This window comes from Natronorubrum thiooxidans (genome assembly GCF_900156475.1).
GTDB lineage: Archaea > Halobacteriota > Halobacteria > Halobacteriales > Natrialbaceae > Natronorubrum > Natronorubrum thiooxidans.
This window is the reverse complement of sequence record NZ_FTNR01000003.1, coordinates 181,463-201,117: the sequence shown is the minus strand read 5'-3', so window position 1 is coordinate 201,117 and position 19,655 is coordinate 181,463. Positions and strand designations below refer to the sequence as shown.

The following is a 19,655-nucleotide window of genomic DNA, read 5'->3' as shown; positions in this document are numbered from 1 at the left end:
CTATCGTGGCATCTGTTATCATGATCACCCTGCACACTCAGGGGAAATCACCACCAATCCGGATCACAAATCGTGCGTATGACATATTCGACCGCGCTGGCGACAGTCCTCTACCACGGGTACGAGGGCACTGCAGGGTTGACTGGGTTTCCCAATGACGGGACGTACATTATTTTCGCCGTCATCTTGCTTCCTATCTACGTTATGCTCGTCGCGTGGTTCGCTGGCTCTCCCCGAGAGACGAAAACGGGACTGCTCGGGGTCTCGTATCTGGTCGGCATCGCGACGAGCATGTGGGCCTCCATGCTCGTCCTGACGGTGTTGATCGGCATCATCTTCTACGGTGAGTTGCCGGGAGTCTAACACGCCGCGGATCCGTTGTTTGCCCGATCCGGCGAGTGCGTGATTCGGTTCCCAAACCATCACACGTATCCCGTTTGGACACCATATTACCGAGTAACGCACTCCACTCCTATGAGTATCACAGAACACGAACTCAAGATCGAACTCGAGGGAATCGAAGATCCGGACATCGGCGAGGATATCGTCTCGCTCGGGTTGATCAACGACGTCACCATCGAGGATGAGACCGCTCGGATCTCGCTGGCGCTGAACGCGCCGTATGCACCCTCGGAGATGGAACTCGGCAACCGGATCCGTGAAGTCGTCAGCGAGGCCGGACTTACGGCGGATCTGCGAGCACACGTCGGCTCGGAACACGGGTTCGACGACGAGGTCCTTCCTCGAGTACGCAACGTTATCGCGGTCTCCTCTGGGAAGGGTGGGGTTGGCAAGACGACGATCGCCGCGAACCTTGCGGCGGGCCTCGAAAAACGCGGTGCCATGGTTGGCCTGCTCGACGCCGACATTCACGGGCCGAACGTGCCACGGATTCTGCCGGTCGAGAGCGAACCCGGTGTCACGCCGAGTGAGGATATCGTGCCGCCCCGCTCCGATGGCGTCCGGGTCATCAGCATGGGCTTTATGATGGAAGACGAGGACGATCCCGCGATTCTTCGCGGCCCGATGGTCAACAAGTTCATGCTGAAGTTCCTCGAGGGCGTCGAGTGGGGCCGTCTCGACTACCTCATCGTCGACCTGCCGCCGGGTACCGGTGATGCGACGCTGAACCTGTTGCAGTCGATGCCCGTGACCGGATCGGTCGTCGTCACGACGCCTCAGGAGATGGCCCTCGACGACACCCGGAAAGGCATCCAGATGTTCAACAAACACGACACGCCGGTGCTTGGCGTCGTCGAAAACATGAGTTCGTTCGTCTGTCCGTCCTGTGGCGACGAACACGGCCTGTTCGGCACCGAAGGGGCACAGACCATCGTCGACAAATACGACATCCCGCTGCTCGGCCAGATCCCGATCCACCCCGACTTCGGTGCCGAGGGCAGTGAGGGAGCACTCGTCAAAGACGACTCGAGTCCGGTCCAGGAGACCGTCGAGGAGTTCGTCGCAGAGGTCTCCGATCGCATTGGCGAGGTCAACCGCCGGACGGTCGCGAAAAACGTCGGTAGCGGGGAGCCGGACAACGCGCTTCCGACCGAAACGGAAGACTAGTCTCTCGACTGGGCGATACGATTTTGATCGAAACTCGAGTACAGCGTGTCAGCTCTCTGTTTCGAGTTTCCACTCGAGTGTTACCGTGATTTTCTCACGGGGTCCACCGAGCATTGGCGAGCGCTCTTCGACTTCGATCCCGTACTCGAGTTCCGGCGGTGGTGACAGCGTCAACAGCTTGTTGCCGACGCGAACCTCCGCGGGACCCTCACTCCGAATTTCCTGTGCGAGTTCCTGTACCAGATCAGCGGCTTCGTCCCGTGAAACCTGTTCGTCGTGATCGGTCGTCTCTGCCATAGGAGACGGCCACCGAGCGGACATAAATAGGTTGGCGGCGATTCAGCAGGGATGGTACTGTTCGCGGGGAGCTGGCAGTTGAAGCTGCTCTCGAGAACGAGTGATCGACACGAGCAGCGACACGGCCGCTGAGGTCGGCTTCGACGCCATCTCTCACTCCGTTGGCGGAACCGGTTCGTCCTCGAGCAGCGAACGGATGTATTTCGTAACGTGGTCGTCGATCCGGCGTTTGTACCCGGCCTGTCGGGCGAGGCGATCGAGTTCGCGGGCGACGAGGCTGCCGTACTGGACGGCCTTTTTGTCCCGCATGGCGACTTCCTCGGGGAGCACGTCGGCAGCGACGAGTCGAAGCGCGCGTTTGCGTACGGTCTCGTCGGCCAGCAACGAATCGGGCAGTCGCAGTGCGGCGTCGACGACGGCGTCGTGGAGCACGGGCGCAACTGGCTCGAGTCCCGTCGCCTCGATTGCGTGGATATCGCGGGGGAGTTGGTCGGGCAGCGTTTCGATCCCCTCGCGAACGGCTCCGCGGGTCGTCTCGGCGTCGACGCGGTGGTCGAGGCGAACGACTTTCTCGTAGCCGCCGAACAGTTCGTCGGCCCCCTGTCCCACCGCCAGCGCGTCGAAGCCTTCGGCGGCAACGTGTTCGCCGACGAGATACAGCGGCAGGGCGATCTGGACGTCCATCGCGTTCGTTCGGCCGATCGCGCGGGCGACGTCGGGAACGGCACGCTCGAGGTCTGCCGGCTCGAGTTCGACGACGGTCAGCTTGCGTCCCATCGCGTCGGCGGCTGTTCGGGCAGCCTCGACGTCGTGGCTGTCGGGGAAGCCAACGACGAACAGCGGCGCGTCCAGCAGTTCGGCGACCAGCGCGGAGTCGACACCGCCGGAGAAGGCGACTGCGACCTCACGGTCGCTCTCTCGAGCCACATCGGTTGCTGTCCGAATCGCACTCGAGAGGGTCTCGAGTGCCGCGTCGTGGTCCGTCTCGAGCGGCGGCTCGGGAAGCGTCCACTGTCGCTCGGGATCGGCGTCGGCCGGAGTTAGATCCAGCGTCGACCCCGGTGGGAGCAGTTCGGGCGACTCGAGGGATGTGGGCTCGAACGCCCACTGGGCGGCCGCGGGACTCGCCACAGTACGATCGGCGTCGACGTACAGCGGCACCCGGCCGAGGACGTCACGGACGAGTAGCCCGTCGAGTTCGCCGGCAAAGCCGACCGTCCCCGGTAACGGCTCGCCGTGCTCGAGCGCTCGACGGACGGTTTCGGCGTCGGCACCGCGTACTGTCGGGCTCATCGAAACAGCCCCAGAAAGCCGTTTCTGACCCGTCGTGAGACGCCACCGGCAGCCTGCCGGAAGCTGATCCGCCACGGCGTTCGTTTGCCTTCGACGGAGGTTCGACCATCGCGGATCGCCTCGAGGATCGCGTCGGCGGAGCGGTCGTCGGCGTCGACGCGGGTGACGGCTTGGCCGACCATCTCGCTGATGTGTGCGTCGCTGCCAGCAGTCATCGGCAGCTCACGGGATTTCGCAAAGCGCTCGGCCTGGCGGTTCGCCCGGCCGGTCAGCAGCCGGGAGTTGTAGATCTCGATCGCATCGCCCTCGGCGAGTTCGTCGCGGGACACGCGAGCCATCACGCCGTGGCGTGACTCCTGGAATGGATGTGGGATCACCGCGAGCCCACCCTGGTCGTGGATCGCCTCGAGGGTCGATGCGTAGGAGAGGCCGGGCGGGACCGCCTCCTCGAGTCCAAAGCCCAGAATGTGGCCGGCCTTGCTCGAGATTTCCATCGCCGGAATGCCGACCAGTCCGTACTCGGGGGCGCGTTCGGCGGCGGCGAGGCTGGCGTCGATTTCGTCGTGGTCGGTCACGGCGATCGCGTCCAGGCCGACGGCGTCTGCCTGTTCTAAGATCAACTCGACCGGGTCACGACCGTCATAGGACAACGATGAGTGAGCGTGGAGTTCAACCGACAGCACGTGTATGACTCACGGTTAGGGTGGATCGATCAAAAACACCCCGGTCCGTGTCGTCCGTCCCTGCATTCGAGTTGTGACCGGTGAGACGCCTACTCGCTGGTGTCTAACTCGACTAACTCGAGTGATCGATCCAGATGACAGATCTCGTGTGGCGGGTCGCCGAGGATGTCCCGAATGCGATACTCCTCGTCGAACTCGACGGCGTCGGGTTCGCAGTACTCGTGGCTCGGGCAGTCGACGTACGGACAGGGACCGGGCAGACTCGTTTTGCTGCCGGCGAACGCGCCTTTCGAGGTGATGTTCGCGCGTACGGAGACGGGTTCGACTTCGACTGCGCGGACGCCGCCGTCGTGCATCGCACACTCGAGTGTCTGTGCGTTTTCCCGGATGGATGTGATTCGATACTTGGTATCCGTCTCGAGATTGAGACACTGGCTCCGATAGGGACAGCCGGCACAGCCGTCGGCTTCGCCGTGGTAGACGAACTCGGTGCCCGGCTCGGCGAGCCGCGTACCGACGAGCGTAACAGTAGACATGGTGGTGAGTAGTTTCCGGCCGCGGTTAAGACTCACGTCCGGGCGAGCCGTCGCTCGAGTCACGCATGTCGAGTCACGTCGTTTCGGAATCGGCGCACCCGTCTCCCTCGGACCCGGTCAACGCGTCTAATCGGTCAAAGTACGTCTCACGGGGAACTTGGTAGCAGCCGCGGTAGTCGATTTCACCGTCGTCAAACGCTCGGGCACGCTCGAGGGCGCGGGCAACGGCGTCGTTCCGTGTCGGGAACCGTTCGTTTGCGGCGATGACGTCGGGTTCGAGATAGAGGGTGACATACCAGTCGGTGTCGTCGGCTCGACTGGTCGGGTTCGTCCCCGGGCGACGGGTTCGCTTGCCGTGGGTCACGTACAGCGTGGGGAGACAGGCCGCGGGAAAGTCGTCGCCGTTGAAAACGTCCGGCCGGTAAGCAAGCACGAGGCGGCCGTCATCGCCGTGGCTCCAGATTTCCCAGCCGTCCACGAGCGCTTCGCGGATGCGTTCGGCGTCGTCGATCGGCGTGTCGGTCATACCCTAGATACCGCTGGCATCCGTATATACTGTCGACATCCGTGGGCTGCGCGCCGACCGCGCGCGAGCATTCCCGGCCATTGCAGGCCGGCAATTTATATGCCACTCGGCCGAACAAGCTGCACGGTAGCAAGTAACAGTCTACTATTCTGGCGGTATTTGCCTGTAATAAGATCCTAATAAATATCTTTTGGGGCCAAATTTAAGTAGCTGGATTACTCACTCATTAAATACTATCGGTATCCGTCCGATGGACCGATCCACCCCGCGTCCGTCCCCGACGCATCGTTGCTCATGTCCGTGATACGGGCGTCCGCGACGATAACGTGGTGGTCGATCACATATGACACGACAGACTGCCGCCCGCTGCGGTTCGGAACGCACTGCGAGCCTGCCACTCGACGTGCCACCCGAACGTCGCAGTCCCGTGTGTCTGTCGGGAATGCAGTTCGACGGATACCGACTGTTCGGCCACGATGCCACGGCTGGCCGACCGACGTCCGCTTCAGAACCGTCCACCTGGGACGATGCAGACGGGGGAACCCGCAACTGGCAATGATACCATGACCGGTGACATCGAGACACTCGAGACGCTCAGTACGGATTACAAGGAATCGATGCCCGCAGACCTGCGGGAAACCAAGTCCTTCGACTGGTACCTCGAGGCGCTGTACGAGGATCCAAAAATCACTCGCAACGCCCACCAGCGAGTCGCGGATATGTTCGACTACTACGGGACGACCTACGACGAGACCGAGGGGATGGTCGAGTACCTCCTCGCCTCGGAGGACCCGCTGAACGACGGTGAGAACACGTTCTACGGGAAGGTGATCCATCAGTCGATCCACGAATTCGTGAACAAAGTCAAGTCGGGTGCCCGCCGACTCGGGCCGGAACGGCGGATCAAACTCCTGCTTGGACCGGTCGGCTCCGGGAAATCCCACTTCGACAAGCAAGTGCGCAGATACTTCGAGGATTACACGCTCCGCGATGAGGGGCGGATGTACACCTTCCGCTGGTCCAACCTTTGTGACGTCATCAAAGACCAGGACCCCGCTGACGACACCGTCCGATCACCGATGAACCAGGATCCGCTCGTCCTTCTGCCCGTCGAACAGCGCCAGCACGTGATCGACGACGTAAACGAGCGTCTGGACGCGCCGTACACCATCCAGAACGAGCAGGCGCTGGACCCGGAAAGCGAGTTCTACATGGACAAGCTGCTGGCGTACTACGACGACGACCTGCAGGCCGTCCTCGAGAACCACGTCGAGATCATCCGGCTCGTCGCCGACGAGAACAAGCGCCAGGGCTTAGAGACGTTCGAGCCCAAGGACAAGAAAAACCAGGACGAAACCGAACTGACGGGAGACGTCAACTACTCGAAGATCGCTATCTACGGCGAAAGCGACCCGCGCGCGTTCGATTACTCCGGCGCGTTCTGTAACGCAAACCGCGGGATCTTCTCCGGTGAGGAGTTGCTCAAACTCCAGCGGGAGTTCCTCTATGACTTCCTGCATGCGACCCAGGAGCAGACGATCAAGCCGAAAAACAACCCGCGGATCGACATCGACCAGGTGATCGTCGGCCGGACGAACATGCCCGAGTACAAGGACAAGAAAGGCGACGAGAAGATGGAAGCCTTCAATGACCGCACCAAGCGGATCGACTTCCCGTACGTCCTGTCCTACGAAGACGAAGCCCAGATCTACAACAAGATGTTGAACAACGCCGACGTCCCCGACATCAACGTCGAGCCACACACGCTCGAGATGGCGGGGCTGTTCGGCGTCCTCACGCGAATCGAGGAACCCGACACCGAGACGATCGATCTGCTCTCGAAAGCGAAGGCGTACAACGACGAGATCGACGAGGGCGACGACATCGACGTCAAAAAACTCCGCGAGGAAGCCGCCGCGAAAGCCGAGATCGGCGAAGGGATGGTCGGGATCTCGCCGCGGTTTATTGGCGACGAGATCGCCGAGGCGATCATGGACTCGAAACACCGCCAGCGCGGCTTCCTCTCGCCGCTGACGGTGTTCAACTTCTTCGAGGAGAACTTAGAGCACCACGGCTCGATCCCCGAGGACAACTTCGAGAAGTACTACCGCTACCTCGAGACCGTCCGCGAGGAGTACAAGGAACGCGCCATCGAGGACGTCCGTCACGCACTGGCCTACGACCTGGACGAGATCCAGCGCCAGGGCGAGAAGTACATGGACCACGTGATGGCCTACATCGACGACGACACGATCGAAGACGAGCTTACGGGTCGCGAACAGGAACCCGACGAGACGTTCCTCCGAAGCGTCGAGGAGAAACTCGACATCCCCGAGGACCGCAAGGAGGACTTCCGCCAGGAAGTGAGCAACTGGGTCTCCCGGCGCGCTCGCGAGGGCGAGGCGTTCAACCCACAGGACAACGAACGCCTGCGCCGTGCCCTAGAGCGCAAGCTCTGGGAGGACAAGAAACACAACATCAACTTCTCGGCGCTGGTCAGCGCCAACGAGTTCGACGACGACGAGCGCTCGTCGTGGATCGACGCGCTGATAGAACAGGGCTACTCCGAGGACGGGGCCAAAGAGGTACTCGAGTTCGCCGGCGCGGAGGTCGCCAAAGCAGAGATCGAAGACTAACATGACTGGCAACGACTACGTCACCGAGGCCGACCGCACGCTAGAAGAGACCTACGAAGAGCCGATGAGCCTCGCGGCGTACGTCGATCGGATCTTCGAGAACCCGACGATCGCCTCCCACGCCTCGAAGTACCTCCTCGAGGCGATCGAGGCCGCGGGCACCCGAACCGTGGTCGAGGAAGGCGAGGAGAACGAGCGCTATCGCTTCTTCGACGATCCACACAACGACGGCGAACACGCGATCCTGGGCAACACGGAGGTGTTGAACGAGTTCGTCGACGATCTGCGATCGATCGCTTCGGGCCGGGCGAAAGACGAGAAGATCATCTGGTTCGAAGGGCCGACGGCGACGGGGAAATCAGAGCTCAAGCGCTGTCTGGTCAACGGACTGTGCGAGTACTCCAAAACACCCGAGGGCCGTCGCTACACCGTCGAGTGGAACGTGACCACCGCTGGAGCCGACGAGCGCGGATTGAGCTACGGCGACAGCGATCCGACCGCGATGGACGACAAACACTGGTATGAGAGTCCGGTACAGGCCCACCCGCTGTCGGTCTTCCCCGCGGACGTCCGCGAGACCCTGCTTGCGGATCTCAACGATTCACTCGAGGACCACGTTCCCGTCCGGGTCGACTCGAAACTCGATCCGTTCTCGCGGGAGGCGTACGATTTCCTCGAGGAACGCTACCGCCGAGAGGGTAAGGAGGCGCTGTTCTCGGCGATCACCGACGACGACCATCTCCGGGTGAAAAACTACGTCGTCGACGTCGGCCAGGGTGTCGGCGTCCTCCATTCCGAAGACGACGGGTCGCCGAAGGAACGACTCGTCGGCTCGTGGATGCACGGGATGCTGCAGGAACTGGACTCGCGGGGCCGAAAGAACCCACAGGCGTTCAGTTACGACGGCGTCCTCTCGCAGGGCAACGGCGTCCTGACGATCGTCGAGGACGCGGCCCAACACGCCGACCTGCTCCAGAAGCTGTTGAACGTCCCCGACGAGCAGTCGGTCAAACTGGACAAGGGGATCGGGATGGACGTCGACACCCAGATGCTGATCATCTCGAATCCCGACCTGGAGGCCCAGCTCAACCAGCACTCCGACCGGAACGGGATGGACCCGCTGAAGGCACTCAAGCGCCGACTGGATAAACACCAGTTTGGCTACCTGACGAATCTCAGCCTCGAGTGTGAACTCATCCGTCGGGAACTCACCAACGAGACGTCAGTCTGGGAGGCCGAGAGCTACGCCGACCTCGAGGAACGGATTCGCGAGCCGGTGTCGGTGACGGTCAAAGACCAGGCCGGCGAGACGCGCCACCAGGAGTTTGCGCCCCACGCGATCGAGGCGGCCGCGCTGTATGCCGTCGTCACCCGACTCGACGAGGAGAACCTGCCGAACGGCCTCGATCTGGTCGACAAGGCGTTGATCTTCGATCAGGGCTTTCTGCAGGAAGGCGACTCCCGCCGGGAGAAAGACGAGTTTGACTTCGATAGCGAGGCCCATGACGGCGAACACGGGATCCCAGTGACCTACACGCGGGATACCCTCGCGGAACTCCTCCAGACCGACCGGGACCGCCACCACGCCGAGCTATCGGTCGAGGACGTCGTGATGCCACGAGACGTGTTGAACACGATGGCCGAGGGACTCGCGGACGCACCCGTCTTCTCGATGGGCGAGCGCTCGGAGTTCGAAAACCGGATCGTGCCTGTGAAAAACTACATCTTCGACCGTCAGGAGTCGGACGTCATCGAGGCGATTATGCACGACAAACGCGTCGACGAGGAGACCGTCGCCGAGTACGTCGAAAACGTCTACGCGTGGGAAACCGACGAACCGCTGTACAACGACCGCGGCGAGCGCATCGAGCCGGATCCGCTGAAAATGAAGCTCTTCGAGGTCGAACACCTTGGCCGGTTCTCCGAGGCCGAGTACGACGGCAACGTACCGCGCGAAAGCGTCCGGAACTTCCGCCGTGAGAAAGTGATCACGTCACTGAACCGCCACGCGTGGGAACACCGCGACGAGGACTTCGCCGTCGAAGACGTCGATCTCACCGCGATTCCGGTGATCAAGTCCGTCCTCGAGAGCCACGACTGGGACGACGTCGAACGAACGTTCGAGGACTTCGATCCCCGGCAGTGGGATGACCCACCGAGCGGAACGGAGACGGAGACAGTCAAAGCACAGACGATCGAGACGATGGTCGAGCGCTTCGACTACTCCGAGGCGTCGGCCGAACTAACCAGCAGACACGTTATGGGACAGGTGAGCTACCGATGGGACTGAGAGATGACCTCGAGCGATTCCGAGAAGTGGGCGAACAGCGTCGCGAGGATCTGGCCGACTTTATTCAGTACGGCGACCTCGCTGGCGGCCGTGGATCGATCCAGATCCCGGTCAAGATCGTCTCGCTGCCGGAGTTCGAGTACGACCAGCGCGACCAGGGCGGTGTCGGCCAGGGCGACGGTGGAACGCCCGACACCGGCCAGCCGGTCGGCCAGCCCCAGCCACAGCCGGGTGACGACGACGGTGACGACGGCGACCCCGGCGAGGAGGGCGGCGACCACGAGTACTACGAGATGGACCCCGAGGAGTTCGCCGAAGAACTCGACGAGGAACTCGGCCTCGACCTGGAGCCGAAGGGCAAGCGCGTGATCGAGGAGAAAGAGGGGCCGTTTACCGACCTCACCCGGTCGGGGCCCGACAGCACGCTCGATTTCGAGCGGATGTTCAAGGAGGGGCTCAAGCGCAAACTCGCGATGGACTTCGACGAGGAGTTCCTGCGCGAACTCTGTAAGGTCGAGGGCATCGAACCCCGCGAGGTCTTCGAGTGGGCCCGCGGCGAGAACCTGCCGGTGTCGATGGCGTGGGTCGAGGAGGCCTACAACGACATTCCCGACGAGGAACGGGGCATGTGGGATTCGATCGAGGCGGTCGAAGCGAACGTCGAACGCGAGAGCGTCCAGCAGAAGATCCGCCGGGAGGGGATCAAACACGTCCCCTTCCGCCGCGAGGACGAACGCTACCGCTACCCCGAGATCATCGAGGAAAAAGAGAAGAACGTCGTCGTCGTCAACATCCGCGACGTCTCGGGGTCGATGCGCGAGAAGAAACGCGAACTCGTCGAACGGACGTTCACGCCACTGGACTGGTATCTCCAGGGCAAGTACGACAACGCCGAGTTCATCTACATCGCCCACGACGCCGACGCCTGGGCGGTCGAACGCGACGACTTCTTCGGCATCCGCTCCGGCGGCGGGACGAAGATCTCGAGTGCGTACGAACTCGCCGCCGAACTGTTAGAGGAGTACCCCTGGAGCGACTGGAACCGCTATGTCTTCGCGGCCGGCGACTCCGAGAACTCGAGCAATGACACCGAAGAGCGCGTCATCCCGATGATGGAGGAGATCCCCGCCAATCTCCACGCCTACGTGGAAACCCAGCCAAGCGGCAACGCGATCAACGCCACCCACGCCGAGGAACTCGAGCGCCACTTCGGAACTGATTCCGACGACGTCGCGGTGGCGTACGTCAACACCAAAGACGATGTGACCGACGCGATCTACGAGATCCTCTCGACGGAGGGTGAAACAGATGAGTAAACGCAACTCCAACGCGGATCGATTCCGCAAACAGGCGATCGCCAGCGACTTAGAGGAACCGGTGACGGAGGCCAGAAACCTGGCCCAGAAACTCGGCCTCGAGCCGTACGCGGTCAAGTACTGGATCATCGACTACGACGAAATGAACGAACTCATCGCCTACGGAGGCTTCCAGAGTCGCTACCCGCACTGGCGGTGGGGGATGCAGTACGACAAGCAACAGAAACAAGGCCAGTACGGCGGCGGAAAAGCCTTCGAGATCGTCAACAACGACAACCCGGCGCATGCCTTCCTCCAGGAGTCGAATACCCTGGCCGACCAGAAGGCCGTCATCACCCACGTCGAGGCTCACTCCGATTTCTTCGCGAACAACGAGTGGTTCGGCCTCTTTACCGGTGGCCGCGCCGACCAGGCGGCGGTCAACGCCGCGGCCATGCTCGAACGCCACGCGCGGGCGATCGACGAGTACATGTCCGATCCCGAGATCGACCGTGCCGAGGTCGAGAAGTGGATCGACCACTGTCTCTCCCTCGAGGATAACATCGACCAGCACCAGGTGTTCACGCGTCGCCTCGATGTCGATGGGCCGGCCGAAGCGATCGATGAGGATCTCGCGGCGAAACTGGACGAACTCGGCTTCTCCGAGGAGGTCAAAGGCGAAGTGTTCGACGACGAGTGGCTCGAGAAACTCGAGGCCGAGGACGAGACCGTCAGCTTCCCGGAAACCCCCCAGAAAGACGTCCTTGCCTTTGTCCGCGAACACGGCAAACAGTACGACGGCGAGACCGGTCGGGCAGTCGAGATGGAAGAGTGGCAACGCGACATCCTCGATATGATGCGCGCGGAGGCGTACTACTTCGCCGCCCAAAAGATGACGAAGGTGATGAACGAGGGCTGGGCGGCCTACTGGGAGTCGACGATGATGACCGACGAGGTCTTTGCCGGCGACGACGAGTTCATGAACTACGCCGACCACATGGCGAAAGTCCTTGCGTCGGGCGGGCTCAACCCTTACAGCCTCGGGATGGAGCTCTGGGAGTACGTCGAGAACCGGACGAACCGTCGCGAGGTGCTCGAGCGACTGCTGCGCGTCGAGGGCGTCTCCTGGCGCAACCTGATGGACGTCGTCGACTTCGAGGGCGTCCTCGAGACGCTCGAGCCGCCCGAAGCGATCGACACGATCACCGCCGAGACGCTCGACGCTCTCGAGGGCGTGCCCGACGAATGGGTCGACCACGAGGCGCTCGAAGCGGCCCGCGAGGGCGAGATCGATGTCGAGCAGTACCCCTGGAAGGTGTTGACCTACGAGGGGCTGGCCCGCCGCCACTACTCACTGGTCAAGCGCCAACACCGTGGCTTCCTGACGCGTGTGAGTCAGAACGACGTCGAACAGATCGGTCGCTATCTCTTCGACGATGCGCGCTATGAGAGCGTCGAGGAGGCGCTGGCAGACGTCGAGTTCACTGCGGGCTGGGATCGGATGTACGATATTCGCGAGAGCCACAACGACGTGACGTTCCTCGATGAGTTCCTCACACAGGAGTTCATTACGGAGAACAACTACTTCACCTACGAACACTCCCAGGCGACCGGGCAGTTCCACGTTGCCAGCGACGCCGCCGAAGACGTCAAAAAGAAGCTGCTCTTGCAGTTTACTAACTTCGGGAAGCCGACGATCGCGGTCTACGACGGCAACTACAACAACGCGAACGAACTCCTATTGGGCCACCAGTACAACGGCGTCATGCTCGATCTCGGGCAGGCCCGCGAGACGCTCAAGCGGATCTTCGAACTCTGGGGTCGGCCGGTGAATTTGCTGACGATCGTCAAAGAGGTCGACGAACACGATATTGAGGTGGCAAAGCGGCGCAATCGCGAACCCGAACCCGAAGAACGGGGCAAACTGCTCCGGTACGACGGTACCGATGTGACCGTCGAGGACGTCCCGTGGGAAGAAGTCGACCATCTCGCGGCCGACGACGTCGATTACGATACGAAGCCGGACGAGTGGCTTGCCTGATAGGTTTTTTGTCCGTTACTGTTCGCATCAAATCCCGAAAGCTTTTGCCGTCGATCACACATGCTGGGGATACTATGGATGGGGAAGGGGGCGACGCGATCCAACAACGGCGAACCGAGGTGTCTGCGTTCGAGTTGCCATCAGTTCTTGCACGACTCGATACGGACGATCCAGCCGAGCAACGGGCGGCCGTCGAGACGATCCGCGACGCCCTGGGGGACCAGCCGGCTGCGTGTATTCCGACAGTTCCGAAACTTCGGGGCTTGCTCGCACAACCTGCACTCGAGTGTCACGAGGAGGTCGCCTACTGTCTGGCGGAGCTTGCGGATGAGTCACCGACAGACGTCGCACCATCGGTCGATGGAATCGTCTCGTTTGCGGCCGAGAACCCGGAACAGCCGGCGACGCGCGAGTTGCTTCGCTGTCTCGCGACCATCGCAGCCGAGCAACCGGCCGTCATCGTCGATCACGTGGAGACGATCGCCAACGTGGTCGACCGTCGACCGGCCGACGACCGCTGGGGCGTTCGTGTTTTCAGGCAGCTGTCGATGAAACGGCCGGCCGCGATCGAACCGGCCGTCCCCGTCCTTACCGACGCGCTCGCGACGAACCCAGACGCAAACGGTGGACCCGCACTCTCGGCGCTGGGTCGGCTGGCCAACGCCGAGGCGTCGTTGCCGACGCTCGAGTTCGTCGACCACGCAGTGGCACTCATCGATCACGACGAGGACACGCTGCGCAACAACGCGATTGGCTGTCTCGCCGATGTGGCCCACATCGAGCCCGGTGCGGTCGAATCGGCCCGTCCGGAGCTGACGGCTGCCCTCGAGTGTAACGACCCGGAGACGCGTGCTAACGCCGCGGTGGCGCTCGCTCGCATCGCGATCGCGATGCCGGCGGCAATCGATCCCGCACGGGAGCAACTCCTCGCGCTGCTCGAGGATGATCACGAACGCGTGCGAGCGAACACGTGTGTCGCCCTCGGCCACGGTAACGTCGAGGGGGCGACGGACCGACTCGCGACGCTCGCCAGCGAAGATCCCGCATCGACCGTCCGGGAACGGGCCGACTGGGCGCTGGATCGACTTTCCTAATTGCCCCCAAACTAATCGAGGCTGGCCTGCGTCGGTACTCGTATGCCCCAGTCGACGTTTTCCGTCGAAACCGACGCCTGGCTGACGACCGTCGACGTAACCGATCGCATCGCCGACGCCGTCCCCGACGACCTCGAGTCGGGCACCGTAACCGCCTTCGTCCAGCATACCACGGCTGGCCTCCTCGTCCAGGAGAACGAACCACGACTGCGCGACGACCTCGAGTCGTTCTTTCGAGAACTCGTTCCCGACGAGGGTCACGCTCATGATCAGCTCGATGGAAATGCGGACTCTCACCTCCGGGCAGCACTTATTGGGCCGGACGTGACGATTCCGGTCGAAGACGGCGAGTTGGCACTCGGCACGTGGCAATCCGTGCTGTTGGTCGAGTGCGATGGGCCGCGCACGCGGACGGTCGTGGTGACCACCGTTGGCGAGTAGCCAGGCCTTATGTGACCCGGAGCGGTCGATCCGCCGACACACAGTCGACGCCTCGCCACTCGAGGAGCTTCGCCGTCAGCCGTCGCTCGAGCGACCACGCATGGATCTCGAGATCAACGGCCTTCGCACGGGAGACGAGCCACGTCGACAGACACCGCCAGTAGTTCGCGCCGATGACGTCACAGTCGAGTTCGATGGCCGTCGTGACGGGCGTCTCGAGGTGGCGATTAACGAGCAGGCCCGACGGCTGGCCCGGATCGAGCTCGCGGATCGTCCGTAGCTCGGACAGGAGAAACGAGGTCGTGACGACGCGGTTCTCGACGTCGGCGATGGCCTTGAGGACGTCCGCAGCGATCTCGGAGGCCTTCAGCTCAAGATTGACTTCGACCGTTGGTGGGAGCGCCTCGAGTACCGCCTCGAGCGTCGGCACCCGTTGCTCGGAGTCGAGGACGGTGTAGGTTTGGAGCGCCTCGAGTGAGGTGTCGGCGACCGCGCCGGTGCCGCCAGTCACGCGATCGATCGTCTCGTCGTGGATGACGACGAGTTCGCCCGAGCCACAGCGACGAACGTCGAACTCGACGGCGTCTGCGTACTCGGCTGCGGACTGGACCGCTGCGATCGTGTTCTCGGGTGCCGTCGCGGCGAATCCGCGGTGGGCGATCAGGCGCATTCACTGCCACGTTGGTGGCAAACGGCTTTAGTGACTCGTTGTGTCAGCGACTGAGGCGTTGCAGTCACCGTCACAGCAGTTCGGTTCCGAATCCGACGCTAGTGATCCCGTTGCTGTCGCTCGGTTTTCGGCCGAAAGCGGGTGCGAGTTCCAAAGCATTTAGTACGTATGCTTAACCGGGTGTCGACGCTACGGGTGAACGAGTATCGTTCCTGATGGCTTCGAGACGTCTCCGATGCTGTGGTATCGGGTGGTGATCGACGCATGAGCGGGGGGCTCGAGAACCCGATCGAACTGCTGTTGGTAGAGGACAATCCCGGCGACGCCCGGCTTACACAGGACGCGTTCGAGCAGCTATCGATGGAAACGACGATTCACGTCGCAACCGACGGGACCGACGCCCTCGAGTTCCTCTCGACGCGACACGACCACGAGACGGAGTCCGTCCCGGACCTCATCCTTCTCGATCTGAATCTGCCCCGAATGGGTGGGCTCGAGTTTCTCGAGGCGATTCGAGACGATTCGAGCTTTGCCTCGCTACCCGTTCTCGTCGTCACAAGTTCGACCGCCACCGAGGATATCCTCGAGAGTTACGAACTCGCGGCAAACGCCTATCTCATCAAGCCGACGGACCCCGACGAGTACGCTGCCATGGTCGACGCCATCGCGGCGTTTTGGTTTAGGCACGCTGCCTTACCGCCGATCACTTCCTGATCGGCGTTGGTGCCATCGGTCGACTGATAGGGGTTCTCGGAGCCGTTCAGCGGGTTACGGCACGGAAACCGAGCCACGGAACCTGCACAGCTGGGCAGCGATACCCGGCTGGCGACGAGAACCCCTATGATTTGTCGCTTTCGTGAGTGGTCACCCCGTGATTAATCTGCGAGGCCGCCGAAGTACATGTGGTATGTCACCAACAGCCGAATTCGATGTCGATTTCGACGACACTGTTACCGTCGTGACGGGTGCAAGCGGCGCGCTCGGAAGTGCCGTCGTCGATCGATTCCGAGCCGCTGGCGCAACCGTCTGTGCCGTCGACATCGTCGCCCCCGACGACGAGGACAGCCTGCTCGAGCCCGATTCGGGCGTCCAGTTCTACGAGGCCGATCTGACCGATGAGGACGACGTCGCTCGCCTCGTTTCGAGCATCGTCAACGACCACGGCCGGATCGACCACCTCTGTAACATCGCGGGCACGTGGCGCGGTGGTGAGCACATCGAGGATACCGACCTCGAGGCGTTCGAAATGCTGATGAACATCAATCTGAAAACGGCGTTTCTGGCCTCGAAACACGCTCTTCCACACCTTCAGGAGACGGCGGGGGCGATCGTCAGTGTGAGCGCACGCTCATCGCTCGAGGGCGGCGAGGGCGACGGCCCCTACCGAATCACGAAAGCCGGGATTCGCCTGCTCACGGAGACGCTCGCAGAGGAAAACCGCGGGACGGTTCGGGCAAACTGCGTGATGCCGAGCGTGATCGACACGCCGATGAATCGGGAGATGATGCCCGACGCGAATCACGACTCGTGGGTCGAGCCGGCCGAGATCGCGGACATGTTTGCCTTCCTCTGTAGCGACGGGGCAGCGGTGACAAGCGGTGCTGCGGTGCCCGTCTACGGCGAAGCCTGAAAACCACGCGGGTGAGGACGTTCCCGTTGTACCATACAATAGCTATCCTCTCGATTGTCACTGTACTCTCTCACCCGAGCGAGCGAAGCGATGCAATATGACGACTCCCAACTCGCTCTCGGCCTCACAAATCGTGTTTTTGATGTTAACAATAGCCGTTACCTACCACAACATATAACACACATACGCAGAATCTAGCGACCAGCACGGAGGTTTGTGAATGTCTACCGTTGATACAGTGATCGATCGTGGCCGAGGGATGACCACTGAGCAGTTGCTTACGCTCGTTGTCGGACTCGGCGCGTTCCTGTTGCTAGGGGATCTGTTTATCGGGATCCTGAATGGAACGTACAGTATCTCGCGTGTCGCTCGATACGCGGTGGAAGGGACGCTCTACGGGCTCATTATCGGGCTCGCAGGGATCGGGCTCTCGATGACGTACAGCATCCTCAATTTCGCGAACTTCGCACACGGGGATTACGTGACGTCGGGTGCGTTTTTCGGGTGGGGTGTTACCTATCTTGTCGCCGGCTGGGGGACCGCCAATTTCGGTCACTTGGTACTCGTCGGCCCACAGCGCGGTGTCGGGGGTTCACAACTCGAGATCACGATCACTTCGACACCGGTCGCGATAATGGCAGGATTACTCGTCGCCGGTGTCGGTACTGCACTGTTCGTGTATCTAATCGACCGGATCGCCTACAAGCCGATGCGCGGGTCGGGGGGGATTCCGCTGTTGATCACCAGCATCGGGGTCGCCTTCGCGCTCCGTTATCTCATCGTCTTCGTGTACTCGAACCGAACCCGCGGAACGACCAGCGGTGACCTCCCGTCGCTGGATTTACTGTTGGTTGACGGCTGGGTTTCAGTCGATGCTCACGACGCCACGTTGATCATCGCGGCCATTGCACTGATGCTCGGCGTACACCTGATGCTCCAGCGGACGAAACTCGGGAAAGCGATGCGGGCGATGTCGGACAACAGGGACTTGGCGCTCGTGACGGGGATTCCGACGGAACAGATCATCCGCTGGACCTGGATGATCGGCGGTGGGCTGGCTGGCAGTGCCGGCTACCTCATGGTGCTGTGGACGGGAACGATCGACTGGCAGTTCGGCTGGTTGCTCCTCTTGTTGATCTTCGCCGCGGTGATCCTCGGTGGCATTGGCTCGATCTACGGCGCCATCTTCGGCGGCCTGACCATCGGGATCAGCATGCACCTCTCGATGGTGTGGCTCCCCGGCGGTGACTTTACAACCATTACGGCGTTCCTGATCATGATTCTCGTCTTGATGATCAAACCCGCCGGACTCTTCGGAGGGAAGACGACAGCATGAGTACGAACGCCACGGACACTCGAGTCCGACTGGAGACGCTGTGGGAACACGACGCCGTCAAAATCCTCGCCATCTTCGGCGTGATCTACCTCACGTACGCCCTGATCGGACTCGCATTGGGCTACTCGCTCGACGGGATCGTCAACACGCTGCGGCGGATGACGTACCTGATCGCCGTCTACGGGATGGTAACGCTGGCGTTGAATTTACACTGGGGGTACACCGGCATCTTCAATATCGGTATTGCCGGCTTCATGGCAGTCGGTCTGTACGTGACGATGATGCTGGCGAAGCCGACGGATCCGGCAGGTGCGGCACAGTACGCTGGTCTCGGCCTTCCGATGCCGGTCGCGATCGTCGGCGGCGTCGTCGCCGCGGGTCTCGCCGGACTGATTGTGGCGATACCGGCACTCCGATTGCGGGCTGACTACTTCGCGATCACGACTATCGCGTTCGCCGAGATCGTTCGCCTCGGAATCACTTCCGGTGCGTTACAGGAGTTCAGTCTGTTCGGCATCGAACTCGGAACCGGGGGCGGCCGAGGGCTCATCGGAAACTACGGTGATCCGATGAACGTGATCTTCGAACTCGAGGTGTTCAGTTCGTTCGTCGATCTGACGAACAGCCTGTTCGGGTTTGGTCCGAGACAGGCGAGAGCACTGGCCTACTCGATGGTGCTGGTGATCGTGCTGACCGGAATATACTGGCTTATTCAGCGAACCAGTCGGTCGCCGTTCGGCCGCGTGCTGAAGGCGATTCGCGAGGACGAGGAGGCGGCCCAATCGCTCGGGAAGAACACGAACCACTTCAAGATCAAAGTGTTCGTGCTCGGCTGTGCGCTGATGGGACTGGCCGGTATTCTCTGGCGATTCCGCCGAACGGGTGTCACGCCAGAGGCGTTCCGGCCGCACGTGACCTTCTACATCTGGATCGCGCTGATCATCGGTGGCGCAGGCTCGAACACCGGCAGCGTGCTCGGCTCAGGGCTGTTCGTCGCCATCCTCTTCGAGGGACCACAGTATTTCCGCCGACTCGTCGAACAGGTCATCACGTTCGGCGACGCGCCGAATACGTTCGCCGGGTCCGTCGCACCGATCCTCTCGGGGAACACTGCCCCGTTCGTGCGCTACACCTTCGAAGAGTTCCAGACGCTCCAGTTCGTCCTGATGGGTGTCGCGCTTGTCTTCCTCATGCATCGCCGACCTGAGGGGTTACTCGGCCATCGTGAAGAGACGGCTGCGGCGATTCCGTTGATAAGACGGTCGAACGACGATAGCACGGCCGGTCGCGGTGGTGATTCGTCGTGAGCGACACCGAA

General features: G+C 61.9%; 19 protein-coding genes. 13 read left to right on the top strand and 6 right to left on the bottom strand.

The features are described 5' to 3' along the window. The first annotated feature begins 78 nt into the window (after positions 1 to 78). On the top strand, positions 79 to 363 hold the full coding sequence (locus BW940_RS06240; RefSeq protein ID WP_076608335.1) for a hypothetical protein: 285 nt from the start codon (positions 79 to 81) through the stop codon (positions 361 to 363). Between the two features lie 111 nt (positions 364 to 474). Next, positions 475 to 1,569, top strand: coding sequence for an Mrp/NBP35 family ATP-binding protein (locus BW940_RS06235; RefSeq protein ID WP_076608334.1), 1,095 nt, complete (start codon positions 475 to 477; stop codon positions 1,567 to 1,569). 48 nt (positions 1,570 to 1,617) lie between these two features. Here the strand turns inward: BW940_RS06235 and BW940_RS06230 are convergent, their stop codons facing one another. The 5 genes from BW940_RS06230 to BW940_RS06210 form a co-directional block, all read right to left on the bottom strand. After that, a complete protein-coding gene (locus BW940_RS06230; protein WP_076608333.1) occupies positions 1,618 to 1,866 on the bottom strand; it encodes an amphi-Trp domain-containing protein in 249 nt (82 codons plus the stop codon). 153 nt (positions 1,867 to 2,019) lie between these two features. After that, positions 2,020 to 3,159, bottom strand: a complete 1,140-nt coding sequence (locus tag BW940_RS06225; RefSeq protein ID WP_076608332.1) for an asparagine synthase C-terminal domain-containing protein — start codon at positions 3,157 to 3,159, stop codon at positions 2,020 to 2,022. Next, entirely contained in the window at positions 3,156 to 3,842 is a 687-nt protein-coding gene (locus BW940_RS06220) for a PHP domain-containing protein (RefSeq protein ID WP_076608331.1), read from the bottom strand. The genes BW940_RS06225 and BW940_RS06220 overlap by 4 nt, the downstream gene beginning before the upstream one ends. Positions 3,843 to 3,931: 89 nt before the next feature. Then, positions 3,932 to 4,378, bottom strand: a complete 447-nt coding sequence (locus tag BW940_RS06215) for a UPF0179 family protein (RefSeq protein WP_076608330.1) — start codon at positions 4,376 to 4,378, stop codon at positions 3,932 to 3,934. A 73-nt stretch (positions 4,379 to 4,451) separates the two neighbouring features. Beyond that, positions 4,452 to 4,904, bottom strand: coding sequence for a DUF5820 family protein (locus BW940_RS06210; protein WP_076608329.1), 453 nt, complete (start codon positions 4,902 to 4,904; stop codon positions 4,452 to 4,454). Positions 4,905 to 5,247: 343 nt separating this feature from the next. On the opposite strand from BW940_RS06210, the gene BW940_RS21035 reads away from it, so the two are divergent. The 7 genes from BW940_RS21035 to BW940_RS06175 all read left to right on the top strand — a co-directional run bounded on the left by BW940_RS21035 (position 5,248) and on the right by BW940_RS06175 (position 14,701). Further along, positions 5,248 to 5,463 carry a hypothetical protein gene (locus BW940_RS21035; RefSeq protein WP_143823873.1) on the top strand — a complete coding sequence of 72 codons (216 nt, stop codon included), beginning with the start codon at positions 5,248 to 5,250 and terminating at the stop codon, positions 5,461 to 5,463. A 4-nt stretch (positions 5,464 to 5,467) separates the two neighbouring features. Continuing rightward, on the top strand, positions 5,468 to 7,540 hold the full coding sequence (locus tag BW940_RS06200) for a PrkA family serine protein kinase (RefSeq protein WP_076608438.1): 2,073 nt from the start codon (positions 5,468 to 5,470) through the stop codon (positions 7,538 to 7,540). A 1-nt stretch (position 7,541) separates the two neighbouring features. Beyond that, positions 7,542 to 9,830 carry a PrkA family serine protein kinase gene (locus tag BW940_RS06195; RefSeq protein ID WP_076608328.1) on the top strand — a complete coding sequence of 763 codons (2,289 nt, stop codon included), beginning with the start codon at positions 7,542 to 7,544 and terminating at the stop codon, positions 9,828 to 9,830. Further along, entirely contained in the window at positions 9,821 to 11,146 is a 1,326-nt protein-coding gene (locus BW940_RS06190; protein WP_076608327.1) for a YeaH/YhbH family protein, read from the top strand. The genes BW940_RS06195 and BW940_RS06190 overlap by 10 nt, the downstream gene beginning before the upstream one ends. Further along, complete coding sequence (locus tag BW940_RS06185; protein ID WP_076608326.1) at positions 11,139 to 13,166, top strand: SpoVR family protein; 2,028 nt, start codon at positions 11,139 to 11,141, stop codon at positions 13,164 to 13,166. The genes BW940_RS06190 and BW940_RS06185 overlap by 8 nt, the downstream gene beginning before the upstream one ends. Before the next feature lie 74 nt (positions 13,167 to 13,240). Continuing rightward, complete coding sequence (locus BW940_RS06180) at positions 13,241 to 14,260, top strand: HEAT repeat domain-containing protein (protein ID WP_076608325.1); 1,020 nt, start codon at positions 13,241 to 13,243, stop codon at positions 14,258 to 14,260. A 42-nt stretch (positions 14,261 to 14,302) separates the two neighbouring features. After that, on the top strand, positions 14,303 to 14,701 hold the full coding sequence (locus BW940_RS06175; protein ID WP_076608324.1) for a secondary thiamine-phosphate synthase enzyme YjbQ: 399 nt from the start codon (positions 14,303 to 14,305) through the stop codon (positions 14,699 to 14,701). A gap of 7 nt (positions 14,702 to 14,708) precedes the next feature. Here the strand turns inward: BW940_RS06175 and BW940_RS06170 are convergent, their stop codons facing one another. Next, positions 14,709 to 15,371, bottom strand: coding sequence for a glycerophosphodiester phosphodiesterase (locus BW940_RS06170; protein WP_076608323.1), 663 nt, complete (start codon positions 15,369 to 15,371; stop codon positions 14,709 to 14,711). Positions 15,372 to 15,635: 264 nt separating this feature from the next. On the opposite strand from BW940_RS06170, the gene BW940_RS06165 reads away from it, so the two are divergent. From BW940_RS06165 to BW940_RS06150, 4 genes are all read left to right on the top strand, one after another. Further along, the gene (locus BW940_RS06165) at positions 15,636 to 16,085 is read left to right on the top strand and encodes a response regulator (RefSeq protein ID WP_076608322.1); all 450 of its coding nucleotides are present in this window, start codon (positions 15,636 to 15,638) and stop codon (positions 16,083 to 16,085) included. A gap of 193 nt (positions 16,086 to 16,278) precedes the next feature. Then, positions 16,279 to 17,001 (top strand): SDR family oxidoreductase, encoded by a 723-nt coding sequence (locus tag BW940_RS06160; RefSeq protein ID WP_076608321.1) that lies wholly within the window; start codon positions 16,279 to 16,281, stop codon positions 16,999 to 17,001. 220 nt (positions 17,002 to 17,221) lie between these two features. After that, positions 17,222 to 18,337 (top strand): branched-chain amino acid ABC transporter permease, encoded by a 1,116-nt coding sequence (locus tag BW940_RS06155; protein ID WP_076608320.1) that lies wholly within the window; start codon positions 17,222 to 17,224, stop codon positions 18,335 to 18,337. Beyond that, complete coding sequence (locus tag BW940_RS06150) at positions 18,334 to 19,644, top strand: branched-chain amino acid ABC transporter permease (protein WP_076608319.1); 1,311 nt, start codon at positions 18,334 to 18,336, stop codon at positions 19,642 to 19,644. The genes BW940_RS06155 and BW940_RS06150 overlap by 4 nt, the downstream gene beginning before the upstream one ends. Positions 19,645 to 19,655: the final 11 nt, after the last annotated feature.